The 13,637-nt window shown below is 44.4% G+C and carries 11 protein-coding genes and 1 other annotated feature; of the genes, 1 reads left to right on the top strand and 10 read right to left on the bottom strand.

Features of this window, described 5'->3' with window-relative positions:
* Window positions 1–110: 110 nt before the first annotated feature.
* From ACFQ2J_RS06905 to ACFQ2J_RS06915, 3 genes are all read right to left on the bottom strand, one after another.
* Window positions 111–1,841 carry a sensor domain-containing diguanylate cyclase gene (locus ACFQ2J_RS06905; protein WP_386058379.1) on the bottom strand — a complete coding sequence of 577 codons (1,731 nt, stop codon included), beginning with the start codon at window positions 1,839–1,841 and terminating at the stop codon, window positions 111–113.
* A gap of 98 nt (window positions 1,842–1,939) precedes the next feature.
* Window positions 1,940–3,226 (bottom strand): bifunctional folylpolyglutamate synthase/dihydrofolate synthase, encoded by a 1,287-nt coding sequence (locus ACFQ2J_RS06910; RefSeq protein ID WP_386057795.1) that lies wholly within the window; start codon window positions 3,224–3,226, stop codon window positions 1,940–1,942.
* Window positions 3,227–3,291: 65 nt separating this feature from the next.
* On the bottom strand, window positions 3,292–5,934 hold the full coding sequence (locus tag ACFQ2J_RS06915; protein WP_386057796.1) for a valine--tRNA ligase: 2,643 nt from the start codon (window positions 5,932–5,934) through the stop codon (window positions 3,292–3,294).
* A 44-nt stretch (window positions 5,935–5,978) separates the two neighbouring features.
* Window positions 5,979–6,209, bottom strand: a binding site (T-box leader).
* 136 nt (window positions 6,210–6,345) lie between these two features.
* Here ACFQ2J_RS06915 and ACFQ2J_RS06920 point away from each other — a divergent pair.
* A complete protein-coding gene (locus ACFQ2J_RS06920) occupies window positions 6,346–6,534 on the top strand; it encodes a hypothetical protein (protein ID WP_386057798.1) in 189 nt (62 codons plus the stop codon).
* Here ACFQ2J_RS06920 and ACFQ2J_RS06925 read toward each other — a convergent pair.
* The 7 genes from ACFQ2J_RS06925 to ACFQ2J_RS06955 form a co-directional block, all read right to left on the bottom strand.
* Entirely contained in the window at window positions 6,531–7,553 is a 1,023-nt protein-coding gene (locus ACFQ2J_RS06925) for a phosphotransferase (protein WP_386057800.1), read from the bottom strand. The genes ACFQ2J_RS06920 and ACFQ2J_RS06925 overlap by 4 nt on opposite strands.
* 98 nt (window positions 7,554–7,651) lie before the next feature.
* Window positions 7,652–8,611 (bottom strand): LysM peptidoglycan-binding domain-containing protein, encoded by a 960-nt coding sequence (locus ACFQ2J_RS06930; RefSeq protein ID WP_386057801.1) that lies wholly within the window; start codon window positions 8,609–8,611, stop codon window positions 7,652–7,654.
* Between the two features lie 175 nt (window positions 8,612–8,786).
* Window positions 8,787–10,073 carry a glutamate-1-semialdehyde 2,1-aminomutase gene (gene hemL, locus ACFQ2J_RS06935; protein ID WP_386057803.1) on the bottom strand — a complete coding sequence of 429 codons (1,287 nt, stop codon included), beginning with the start codon at window positions 10,071–10,073 and terminating at the stop codon, window positions 8,787–8,789.
* A 22-nt stretch (window positions 10,074–10,095) separates the two neighbouring features.
* Window positions 10,096–11,073, bottom strand: coding sequence for a porphobilinogen synthase (hemB, locus tag ACFQ2J_RS06940; RefSeq protein WP_386057805.1), 978 nt, complete (start codon window positions 11,071–11,073; stop codon window positions 10,096–10,098).
* A 6-nt stretch (window positions 11,074–11,079) separates the two neighbouring features.
* Window positions 11,080–11,856 (bottom strand): uroporphyrinogen-III synthase, encoded by a 777-nt coding sequence (locus ACFQ2J_RS06945; RefSeq protein WP_386057807.1) that lies wholly within the window; start codon window positions 11,854–11,856, stop codon window positions 11,080–11,082.
* Complete coding sequence (gene hemC / locus ACFQ2J_RS06950; protein ID WP_386057809.1) at window positions 11,856–12,785, bottom strand: hydroxymethylbilane synthase; 930 nt, start codon at window positions 12,783–12,785, stop codon at window positions 11,856–11,858. The genes ACFQ2J_RS06945 and hemC overlap by 1 nt, the downstream gene beginning before the upstream one ends.
* Before the next feature lie 17 nt (window positions 12,786–12,802).
* On the bottom strand, window positions 12,803–13,621 hold the full coding sequence (locus ACFQ2J_RS06955; protein ID WP_386057811.1) for a cytochrome c biogenesis protein: 819 nt from the start codon (window positions 13,619–13,621) through the stop codon (window positions 12,803–12,805).
* Window positions 13,622–13,637: the final 16 nt, after the last annotated feature.

A 13,637-nucleotide genomic window follows, 5' to 3' on the forward strand; every position in this document is an offset into this window, starting at 1 on the left:
ATAATTATAGTTAAATTATAACGTATTCTAGTATTTTTGTCCTGAAATTAATCGAAAACGGTCAAAAAAAGTTACTATTTAACGAATAAAAAACAGTTGAATGAATTGAATCATTCAACTGCTACATTAACCTTTTCATAACTGGCCACTTTGTTTCTTCCTTTTTGCTTTGCTCCTACATACATCGCCCGGTCTGCGTGACGGATCAATTCTTGATGTTCCTCACAATGGTTCGGGTATGTAGCAGTACCTATGCTGGCAGTAATACTTACATATACAGGCCCTGCTTCCTCCAGGATATGTTCATGGGAAACAAAAGGCACTGTCGCAACAGCTTTACGAATCTCTTCAGCAATCACTGAACATTTTTCCATGTCTACATATGGAAGCATGATGACGAATTCTTCCCCGCCATACCTTGCAACCGTACCTAGATCACCTATTGCTACACTAAGTCGATCTGCCAATTCACAAAGAATCTCATTCCCGCTCTGGTGGCCATAAGTATCATTGACCTGTTTGAAATGATCGATATCAAGCAAAATCAATGATAGAGGTTCCGACTGTACTTCCATCTCTTTGAAAGTCTTTTCCAATTGATCCTCGAAATAGCGATAATTGTAAAGGTTCGTCAATGGACAACGCTCACTGCGCTTTTTCGTTTCCTCATAGTTTCGAGCATTATCCAGGGCGACGGAAAGATAGTTTGCCAAAATATCCAGTATCATATATTGATAGTTTTGAAATGCATATTTTTCATTCGAGATGACGGTGATGACACCCACGAATTCATCACTTCGCATAATCGGTACAGACAGGACACTCTCTCCATCTTCCGGCGTCACTTTACTGTCCAGGTCCAGCCATTGCTTCCGTGAATGGAAATGGAATCCTTCCTTCTGTCTCCAAACCTCTCCACTGAGACTTTCCCCACGACTCAGCTCGATTTTCGGAAACTCCATATTATTGTTTTTGTCAAAAAAACGGATGAGCTGGATCTTTTCATCATCGACCACTTCATAAATGTACGCATAGTGCAGCGGCAGCAAGTCGCCTAATCGCTCAATAAACAGATCGACAACCTGGTCCACATCCATTCTTTCAGTAAGCTGGTGCCCTATATCCCCAGTATCCTTCAGATAATGGTTCACCTGCTGGCTTGAATGATACATGCTGAGCATGACAGAGATGAAAATGAACGGTGTTCCTACGAGAAAGATTCCAAGTCCTCCAACCTCTGTATATAGCATATACAATACAAAACCGAAAGGAAGGAACATGGTAGTAGTAATCGATTCCCATAAAAAAGCTTTATCAAAAATGATCCCGATTTTACCAATCATAATCAATCTCAAAAACACGATCAGTACTTGATTGACGATGATGAGTGTTGCTACATAACTGACAATCGGAATGATATCGTAAACATTACTTACTGCATTAGCACCGTGATTCCCACCAAGAAGTTCATAAACGATTGCAGCAGTACAACTCGTAATAAGGAAAAGCATGAAGTTGAGTGGAATCCGATGATAATCCTGTTTAGGTATTCGTAAGCGCAGCAATAAGAAGATTACTGCTAGCTGTGTCAGCACAAGCTCAACGAATAATCCAAAATAGATGAAGACAGCAAAGCTGATCCCATGTATGAAGAAAATCGGCTCACCACCGACAATGACTGGGAAGAAGGCGATAGCACATATCAGTATTGCAAAGAAAAAGATATCAAGCTCCAATCCTTGAATGTTCGGAGGGAACTGCTGATATAAAAAGTAAATGCTGACAGGGTAGAATAATAGCCACGTAAGCCATATACCTTTTTTCTTTTTATCACTCACCATGTTCTTCACCCCTCCCAATCTCCTACTACAATATTACCATAATTTTCTTACAATTGTCCTCTATTCGACTAAAAAAATTCAAAAGTAGCAGATTACGTTTAACGAGGTGACTGAAAAGCCTTTTTCACTTCTGATATGAAGTAAAGTGACCCTGAAATGACAATCACTTCTTCTGAAGAGACATCAGCTCTCAATGAAGCTAATTTCCGCCGCCAATCACTGGCTACATCCGCTTCTTCAACATATTTCTCCTTCAATTTTTCTGGAGGCATTGCCCTTGGAAAATCGAATATCGTAAATGTTACGCTCGCAAACCTTCCATGTAAAAGGGCAAGCATTTCGTCCAACGGTTTGTCTTCGAGTGCAGCATACAATAAATGGATATTTCTAGAAGGATAATGGGAGGATAGTGCATCAATTAGTGCTTTAGTCCCTTCTTTATTATGCGCACCATCAAGGATCACATCTGGTTCAGTAGCAACCAGTTCGAATCGACCCGGCCAGTATGCCTTTTGTAGTCCCCCATGCAATAAATCCATATCAATTCGATATCCTTCGCTTTGCAGGACTTCGCATGCTTTCAACGCAAGTGATGCATTTGTCACCTGATGCGCTCCTTTTAATGAACTTACTAGAGACTCAGCTTGAATGGATGCCCCTTTATAGCTGAAACGTTCACCGGATGCCATGCTTTCTTTAGGCTTAACCTGAAAATCCCGATGCAATTCGTATAGCTTTGCCCCCACTTCAGCAGCTTTGTCAGCAATGACGGCTTTTGCTGTTTTCTCTTCTACCCCACTGACTACCGGAGCACCCGCTTTAATGATTCCTGCCTTCTCAGTGGCGATCTTCTCATATGTATCGCCGAGGATGTTCATATGATCCATTCCCACATTCGTAATGATGGAAAGCAGCGGAGTAATGATATTAGTGGAATCATAGCGGCCACCGAGACCTGTTTCAAATATGGCGAAGTCAATCGGATGGTTGGAAAAATAGCTGATTGCCATCGCTGTGATGACTTCAAATTCAGTCGGTTCTCCAAGCTCTGTCTCTGCAAGTTCCTCAGTTAAAGGCTTGATGGTTTCAACGAGTTCGACCCATGCATCGTCAGTAATCGGTACGCCATCCACGCTGATCCGCTCATTGAATTCAAGTACATATGGGGAGGTGAATGTTCCGATACGAAAACCTTGTTCCTGCAAAAGAGCCCGTAAAAAGGTAAGGGTTGATCCTTTCCCATTCGTTCCTGCGATATGAATGGCTTTGATCTTTCGTTCCGGATGACCGAGCTTTTCCATCATCCATTCCATCCGCTTCAAACCAGGTTTTATTTTGAATTTTTCACGGCTGTGAATCCAGTCGATCGCTTGTTGATAATTCATGCGCGCCACCTTCTTTCATAAAAGAGGAGAGCATCTCCTGCGAGATACCCTCCTGCCAAGCTTATTTATGCTTTCAATTCTTTGATTCGTGCTTCAACTTTTGCACGTTTATCCAAATAATCTACTTCTTTCGCTCGTTCTTCTTCGACTACATGATCAGGAGCTTTGCTCACGAATCTTTCATTGGCAAGCTTTTTCTGAACACGCTCCACTTCTTTCTTCCATTTATCGAGTTCTTTATTGAGTCGTTCGATTTCATCCTCAATATTGATCAGGCCTGCTAATGGAAGGTATAGCTCTGCTCCTGTTACGACAGCAGACATCGCTTTTTCAGGTGCCTGAACGTCTGTTGCAATCGTTAGTTCGCTTGGATTACAGAATCGGTCCAGATACTCCCGATTCTTTTCCAATTCTTCCGCAACTACTTCATCCTTTGCTTTGATGACAAGCTGGATTTCCTTGGACATCGGTGTATCCACTTCTGCACGGATATTACGTACGGATCGAATCATGCTCACAAGGCGTTCCATTTCGGCAACTGCCTGTTCATCATTGTACTGCTCCTTCACTTCCGGCCAGGACGCCTGGACGATCGTTTCACCTTCATGAGGCAAGTGCTGCCAGATCTCTTCTGTAATGAAAGGCATGAATGGGTGAAGCATGCGCATGATGTTATCCAGTGTGTAAGCAAGTACGGATCGCGTGGTGTTGATTTTGGCTTCATCTTCTCCATATAGAGGAAGTTTTGCCATTTCAATATACCAGTCACAGAATTCATCCCAGATGAAGTTATACAAGTGACGGCCTGCTTCTCCGAACTCATAGCGATCGATATTTTTCGTAACCTGTTCGATCGTCTGGTTCAAGCGGGTCAGGATCCATTTATCTGCAACGGATTTTTCGCCGCTTAAATCGATTTCTTCGAACTTCATGTCTCCCATATTCATCAATGCAAAACGGGAAGCATTCCAGATTTTATTGGCAAAATTCCATGTAGCCTCGACCTTTTCCCACTGGAAGCGAAGATCCTGCCCAGGCGATGAACTTGTGGATAGGAAATAACGTAGGGAGTCTGCACCGTATTTCTCGATGACATCCATTGGATCGACACCATTGCCAAGCGACTTACTCATCTTGCGCCCGTCAGCATCACGAACCAAACCATGGATCAATACATCCTTGAATGGACGCTCATCTGTAAACTGCAAGGACTGGAATATCATCCGGCTTACCCAGAAACCAATAATGTCATAACCTGTTACAAGGACATCGGTAGGGAAATAGCGCTTGTAATCTTCGCTTGATTCATCCGGCCAGCCCATCGTGGAGAAAGGCCATAGCGCAGAGGAGAACCAAGTGTCGAGTACATCGGGATCCTGCTCCCACTTTTCTTCATCTTCTGGTGCTTCTTTACCTACGTAAACTTCTCCAGTTTCTTTATGGTACCAGGCAGGAATCCGGTGGCCCCACCATAGCTGTCTGGAAATACACCAGTCACGAGTATTCTCCATCCAGTGCAAGTATGGCTTTTCAAATCGTTCAGGAACGAAGTCTACTTTGTTGTCACCATCCTGAAGCTTGATTGCTTCATCTGCCAACGGCTGCATATCTACGAACCACTGGGTGGACAGGTAAGGCTCAACAACCGCTCCACTTCGCTCAGAGTGACCGACAGAATGATCATGTTCCTCGATCTTGAAGAGGACACCCGCTTCTTTCAAATCGGCTACAATCTGCTTCCGGCACTCGAAGCGGTCCATGCCCTGATACTTGCCGGCATTTTCATTCATTGAACCGTCTTCATTCATGACGAGAACGCGTTCCAGATTGTGACGATTACCAATCTCGAAGTCATTCGGATCATGGGCAGGAGTGATTTTTACTGCACCGGAACCGAATTCCATATCGACATAGTCATCGGCAACAATTTCGATTTCACGGCCGACAATCGGAAGGACGACTTTTTTACCGATAAGGTCTTTATAGCGTTCATCTTCTGGATGAACTGCGACTGCAGTATCTCCAAGCATCGTTTCCGGCCGAGTCGTTGCAATTTCAATATGACCGGATCCATCTTTCAATGGATATTTCATATGGTAGAAGTGACCTTTGACATCTTCATGGATGACCTCGATGTCAGAAAGAGCTGTCTTCGTCTGAGGATCCCAGTTGATGATATATTCACCTCTATAAATAAGCCCTTTCTCATATAATTTAATGAATACTTCTTTTACAGCTTCAGACAGCCCTTCGTCCAATGTGAAACGTTCACGTGAATAGTCCAGTCCAAGACCGAGTTTTTCCCACTGCGCACGAATGAATGCAGCATACTCATCTTTCCAGGACCAGGACTGTTCAAGAAACTTCTCACGCCCCAAGTCGTAGCGGGATGTCCCCTGCTCTCGCAATTTAGCTTCGACCTTTGCCTGAGTAGCGATTCCGGCGTGATCCATTCCTGGGAGCCATAAAACGTCGTATCCTTGCATACGCTTAGTACGAGTGATGATATCCTGGAGCGTCGTATCCCATGCATGACCCAAATGAAGCTTACCGGTTACATTCGGAGGCGGGATGACAATTGTAAAGGGCTCCTTATTCTCATCTCTTGTCGCTTCAAAATACTTTCCGTCCACCCAAGCCTGGTAACGATCCTTTTCTACTGCATGAGGATCATACTTCGGGGGTAGTGATACTTCCTGATTACTCATAGCTTCATTTCCTCCTTTTTATATAACAAAAATCCCCTTCATCCAAAAAGGACGAAAGGGATTGATTTCCGTGGTACCACCTTTGTTCACAGTACTGACTAAAGCGATACTGTGCACTCATAGGAAATAACGGCTTCTAACCGGCTCTTTCTACTCATTTCAAAAGAGCTGCATCCGGGGCGACCTTCCACATTGAACGAACCTGGAAAACTTTCAGCTCAAGGTTTTCCTCTCTGAAGGGTTCAATCTGTACTCTTCCCCATCGTTGCATTTCACGTCTTCAATTATAATTCATATTGTATAAAGAAAAGCGATATAAAGTCAATAGTTACTTAACCGCTATATATAAAATCCGCATTTTCACTAGTTTACCATAGATGATTCCATTTTATACAAGTGAGGTGAATGAACATGAGTCGTCTCTATCGTTACCGCTTACCCCCGTGGTGCAGGCAATGGTTATATATCATCGAAAAAGCACTGATTCCACTTTGTATCTTTCAAGTCATCCGTACGTTGCTATTCCCTACCACGCTGGACGTATTATTGCTTGGAATATTCATCGGGCTTTGGATCGCGTTTTACAGTAAGTGGATTTAAGTTTCATCCATTTCCTTTTCTTCTTCTGCCAGCTGCTGCGATGTGAAAGTATCGAACAAAGCTTCTGCTGCAACTCGTGAGTAGATCACCCTCCTATGGCTGGTGGCAAGGCGCTGCACTTTTTCCAGCTCACTGATCCGTTCATTCGCCATCAGCCTTTCAATCCTTTTTAAATAATGTTCCGTATCCACGAGATTGATCGCCAACTGCAGTCGTTCTTCATTCGTGAAACCATAGATGCGTTCATAGATATGGAACTTATTCATATAATCATCAACCGGACTGTCATGATAACGAAAATCATGCATGAAGAACCTTTGGAGATCATGATGCGGAAGGCCGGTGTGCATCCGTTCCCAGTTAATGAAATAACTCTGGCCATAGTATTGGATGATATGGCTGTTACGTAAATTCCCATGACATACGACAATGGGAATTTTTTGTTCTTTCGTACTCTGTTCCGGTAATTCATTACTGAAATCTTTCATCATTTCCAGTGAGTAATGAAGATCTCGGTATTGAGAACACACAGCCAGCCCGAATGGTGAAGTGAAGTGCCGCCTTTCGAAGGACTCGATGCGAGCCAAAAGCCGTTCATGAATCTGCTCCGAAGCTTCTCTTCTTCCGCGGTAACTGTGCCATATATCCGGGACAGAATGATAGTTCTTCGTTTGTTTATGCAGGTTACCAACACTGTAATAAAAACTTTCAATATCGTGACTTGGATAATTGTCACGGGTATGTTCCACCCAAGGAGTCATATAATAGAGAGCACCATTGGTAGATACAAAGGACTGGCCATTTCTCGTTTTCGTAATCGGAGGTGCGATGGAAAACGAATGATGATCTAGCCAATGTACGATCCGCTCCCATTCGCGATTCTGCTGTGTATCATACTTGGACTTTTTAAGTGCGAATGTCCCGTGATGCGTATGAATCCGAAAAACGTTTTCCGAAATACGATCCATATTCAATGGTTCTAATCCATAGGCGGCAACAAGCGAAGTGACGTCATTCATATTGATTCCTCCCCATTGCAGAAGACGTACCCTTTACATGAAAAATGCGCTGCTATGGAAATTCAGCAACGCATTTATTTCGACACGAATACATCGAGTCAGGATTGCGGAATATAAATGATTTTACCTGGAGTCAAATCCTCTTCTTCCACGTTATTCACCTTGCTCAAGGTATGCCTGGTCACTTGATACTTTTCTGCTAAGCCATCGAGCGTATCCTCTTCCTGCACGATGCACAGCTTCATTTTCGTATAAGATTCCGCGGTTTCTCTTTCACTGAAAATGTTGAATAATAGCCGATTCCCCGCTGTCCTTTCACTGGAAGGGGACGATTCCATTTCCTCTACTGTTTCCTCTTGTACATAATCCGAGGTAGACATCTCACTAGATGATTCTTCTGCCTGCTCATGATGGAAAAATTCCTGGAAAGACTGGACTTTGGTATACTTCCAACGATCACTGCTGGATTCCTCTTTCGCTTCCCCAGCAATCGAAGAAGATACAGAAGACGATTCAAATGTCTCTGGAGAATAATTCACCTCGAAGGTCTGTGGAGCATCCCATTGTTCGTTTCTGACTGGCTCACTAGTTTCCACTACCGCTGCCTGCACTTCATCTTCCAACCCTTGAATTCCATGAATGGCCACGGTCGCATGAAGTTTCAATTGACCAGCCGAAGGCAGCTCATAATCGAAAGCATCAATGCTGACTGACACCTCATCCAGATCATTCACTCTGTTTCTCGGGATAGACACTTCCACCGGAAATTTGTGAGAAAATTGACTCGCACCTTCCGCCGATCGCTCCACCTGATCAATCGTTTTCCTTGATGGAAACGGAGTGACTGTATCATAAGCGGAGGCTTCGTCGGGATCAAGAGCGAAATACTCGCCCGAAAGTTCGATCATTCCTTTAACCAGTACGGTCTCCTCAAAAGGCTGGATTGCGATTTCCGGCTCCAATGAGATTCCCATCAGTTCTTTGACTTCCTGTCCCCTTTCGAACCAAAGGGCTTCATCAAGATAAAAAGAGAATACATTTTTATTATCATTCGTCACGTACTTTCCTCCTCCCTTAAGACGCAACATTCATCTCTGTTCCAATCTATGCAGGGGGAGGTCAAACTATACATAAGAAAAAGCGAAAACGCCCAGAAACCCGGGATGCATAAACGAATCGTGCTGTTTATGTCCGGGTAACTGGACGCTCTAAGTCGTCAAAAATTGCTGACGTTTATTTGATTTCCGAGAAAACTTTTTCCGCAGCAGCAATGGTGCGTTCGATATCCTCATCGGTATGCGCAGTAGAAAGGAAAAGCCCTTCAAATTGAGAAGGTGGCAGGAAGACACCTTCCTGGATCATCCCTCTGTAATATTTCGCAAACAAATCAAGATCGGATGCACTTGCTGTATCGAAATTATAGACATCATCATCATTGAAGAAGAAGCCTACCATCGACCCTGCACGATTTACAGTGAACGGAATATCATATTTTTCTGCCGCTTGACTGAAGCCTTCAATCAATCGGTCTACTTTCTTGTTGATTTCTTCATAGGATGCTTCATCAAGCGCACTCAATGTTTCATATCCTGCGGTCATCGCAAGTGGATTTCCGGACAATGTACCTGCTTGATAAATCGCACCGGTCGGAGCAACTTTCTCCATGATTTCGCGTTTTCCTCCATAGGCACCCACAGGCAGGCCACCACCGATGACTTTACCTAAGCATGTCAAATCTGGAGTAATCCCAAAGTGTCCTTGGGCACAGTTATAGCCGACACGGAAACCGGTCATGACTTCATCAAAAATCAGCACGGTTCCGTTTTCCTCGGTAATACGGCGTACTTCTTTCAGGAAGTCATCCTTTGGTGGTACGACACCCATATTACCGGCCACCGGTTCAACAATCACTGCTGCAAGATCATCACCGAAGCGGTCAATCGCATATTGGAAGCTCTCAAGATCATTGAATGGGACGGTGATGGTGTTCTCTGCAATCCCTTTTGGCACACCAGGTGAATCCGGGAGACCTAATGTCGCAACACCGGATCCTGCTTTGATCAGCAAGGAATCCCCATGGCCGTGATAGTTCCCTTCAAACTTAAGGATTTTATTACGACCTGTATAGCCTCGTGCAACACGAAGCGCACTCATGGTTGCTTCCGTACCTGAGTTGACCATTCGCACCATTTCGATGGAAGGAACGCGGTCGATGACAAGCTGTGCCAATTCGTTTTCGATTTTTGTCGGCGCACCGAAGCTTGTCCCCATCTCTGTGACCTTCTTCAATTGCTCAACAACACGGTCATCTGCGTGGCCGAGAATCAACGGCCCCCAGCTTAAGACGTAATCGATGTACTCATTTCCGTCGACATCGTAAATCTTAGAGCCTTTTCCACGTTCCATAAAAATCGGGTCCATTTCAACGGAACGGAAAGCCCGGACTGGTGAGTTGACCCCACCTGGCATCAAATCCACCGCTTCTTTGTATGCATCGATTGAACGTTCGAAATTCCTCATTTATCTTCACTCCTTCTACAGGTTATTCACTTAGCCATTGGGCTGCATCTTTCGCATGATACGTAATGATAAGATCCGCTCCAGCGCGTTTCATTGAAGTCAATTTCTCCATGACAATTTCTTTTTCATTGACCCAGCCGTTTTGTGCAGCTGCTTTGATCATGGAGTATTCTCCACTCACGTTGTAAGCAACAAGCGGCGCATTGAAACGGTCTTTCACTTCGCGCATGATGTCCAAATAAGATAGCGCAGGTTTCACGATTAAGAAATCTGCTCCTTCTTCGACATCCGATTCTGCTTCACGAATCGCTTCCAGTCGGTTTGCAGGATCCATCTGGTATGCTTTACGATCACCGAACTGCGGGGAGCTGTGTGCTGCATCGCGGAAGGGACCATAAAATGCAGATGCGTATTTTACCGCATAGGACATGACCGGAATATCTTTGTAGCCATGTTCATCCAAACCATGGCGGATGGCAGCCACGAACCCGTCCATCATATTGGAAGGAGCAATGATATCTGCTCCTGCTTTCGCCTGACTGACAGCCGTTTCTACTAGTAATTCAAGCGAAGGGTCATTCAAGATTTCACCGTTCTCAACAACACCACAGTGACCGTGATCCGTGTATTGACAGAGGCACGTATCAGCTATCACCGTCAAGGAAGGCACATATCGCTTGATTTGTCTAATCGCTTGCTGGACGATACCAGTTTCACAATACGCCTGTGAACCATGTGCATCTTTTTCTTGAGGTACACCAAAGACGATGACAGAGCGGATGCCCAAGGTTTCCAACTGCTGCATTTCTTCTGTAAGGTGATCAAGCGACACATGATAGACCCCTGGCATCGAAGGTACTTCTTTGCGGATGTCTTCTCCTTCTACAACGAAGATCGGATAGATCAGATCATCTTTGCTCAGTTTCGTCTCCCTGACTAACGCGCGCATAGATTCTGTCCTGCGTAGTCGTCGATGTCTTTTGAAATCGTAATTTACCATGTTATCTTATCCCTTCTGATTGAAATACTTACGTAGCGCATCCACCATTCCTTCGACGGTGTATAGTGAGTCAGGTGTGATGATTTCTTTGAAACCAGTACGCTCTGCCTCTGAAGCAGTCGTAGGGCCGATGCACAGACAAGGAAGGTGTAACCAATCCTCGAACTGCTGCTCTCCTTCACAAAAAGAATGGAATGCTCTTATCGTTGAAGGACTCGTAAACGTTAATCCATCCATCGGCTGGTCATTCATCTCCTGTAACAGTTGTCTTTTGTTTTCTTTCATAGGTAGCGTATCATACACCGTAATCGTTTGAAAAAGGACATGCTGTTCACGGAAAGCTTCCGGCAGGACATCTCTGGACAGGTTGCCTCGGACCACTAGAACCTTCCCCGGGTCGGGATCGACTTGCCTGAATTCATCTGCCATCACTTCTGCAGTATATGTAGAAGGCATAAAGTCAGCGGTATGATTATGTTGCCGCAGTGCTTCATCTGTCTTTTCACCGACCGCTGCAATTTTTAAATCTTTCGGCCACTCTTCTCCGTGCTTATCCCATAAATCGAAAAAAAACTTCACGCCGTTCGAGCTCGTGAAAATCATCCAAGCGTACTCGTGAAGTCTTGCTATCGTAGTTATATTCTTCCCATCGTTCCGCGGGTAAAAACCTAGAAGGGGGACCTCCACAGGCTCCCCTCCCACCTTCTTCAATTCTTCAGATAGCGAAATCGCCTGATGTTCAGCTCTCGTGACAAGGATTCGCTTTCCTGCCAGGCTGGACATTATTTTTCCAGCTCCTCAATTGCATCATCAACGATTTTCTGTGCCCCACGTTCTTTCAGACGATCTGCAGCTTCTTTTCCAACCGCGACAGCGTCCGTGCCTCTCACAGTTTCCTTAAGAATTGTCTCACCGTCAGGAGTACCGACAAGTGCAGTCATTACGATTTCATCCCCTTCAAGGTGGGCGAAGCCTCCGATTGGAACTTGGCAGCCGCCATTCAGGTCATGAAGGAATTTACGCTCCGCAGTAACGGTCTTTTCTGTATATTCATCATTGATTTGAATCAATAGATCCCTTAATTCTTTATCGGATTCACGGCACTGAATCGCAAGCGCACCCTGTCCGACTGCAGGGACACATAGGTCAGGTTCCAGATATTCTGAAACAACGTCATCGCTCCATCCCATTCGCTTCAGCCCAGCAGCTGCAAGCACGATGGCATCGAACTCTCCATTTTCAAGCTTTTTCAAGCGTGTATCGATATTTCCGCGGATCCATTTGATTTCCAAGTCAGGTCGGGCCGCTTTGATTTGCGCACCTCTCCTGAGACTGCTCGTTCCAACAACAGAGCCTTCAGGGAGATCCATCAGTTTGGTGTGCCCTTTCGAAACGAATGCATCACGGTAATCTTCACGCTCTGGTACAGAAGCAATCATCAGACCCTCAGGAATGACAGCTGGCATATCCTTCATACTGTGGACTGCCATATCGATTTCTTCATCATACATCGCGTTTTCAATTTCTTTGACGAACAGACCTTTCCCACCTACTTTGGACAACGTGACATCAAGGATCTTATCACCCTTTGTCACAATACGTTTTATCTCAAAGTCATAGGAAGGATCGACCTTCTTCAATTGCTCGATTACCCATTTCGTCTGTGTAATCGCTAGGTTACTTTTACGGGAACCAATGATTATTTTACGCATGCTCCTACCCCCTGGCATTAGAAATGAAAATTGGACAATGATCCAAATAAAAAGAAATTGACTAGTAAAAATAGAAAGGCTGCTGTGTTATAGAGTGCAATTGCCCGCCCTTGATAGCCTTTGACGATCCGTAAAAACAAGAAGATGATGTAAACACCAAGCACAAGGAGTGACCCAAGTGTCTTCGAGTCATACCAGTAGAACTCATCACCAGAACTGTAAGCCCATATGACGCCAAGGATGATTCCCATTGTAAGCAATGGAACCCCAATGGTCACAGCGATGTAGGCGAAACTGTCCAATTTGTCCAGATCACCGATTCTCCTGAGCTTCTGGTTCCACTGTTTCTTTTTCAAAAACCTGTACTGCAGTAAATACAGGAGAGAAAAAATAAATGAAAAGGTAAAGAAGCCATAAGAGATGAGAGCCATTGAAATATGTGTGATGAGCAGCTCATCGACAAGTCTTACTCCATTTTTAACGAGCTCACTTTGAGCCTTCGTCGTAATGTGAAGCACCATCACGAAGAACCCGACCAAATTCGTAAAGAACACAAGGAAATCGACCATGAACAGCCGATTGATGATCAATGAAAAGGTGATCAGGATCCACGCATAAAAAAATAATCCGTCATAGACCGTCATCACTGGAAAATTGTCTTTAACGAATACCTGTGACAATAAAAAAAAGGTTTGCAAAGTCCAAACCAAACTAAGTAACCAGAAGGCGATCTTATTCACCTTCCGGTTATGTTGAATGAAATCAATGAAGTATCCAAAAACACTTAACGCATATAAAATGATGATCAGTTCATAAACCCATTTTGCTGCAAGCATATCAGGACCCTTCCCT

The sequence above is a fragment of the Thalassobacillus hwangdonensis genome, assembly GCF_042675915.1.
Classification (GTDB): domain Bacteria; phylum Bacillota; class Bacilli; order Bacillales; family Halobacillaceae; genus Thalassobacillus_A; species Thalassobacillus_A hwangdonensis.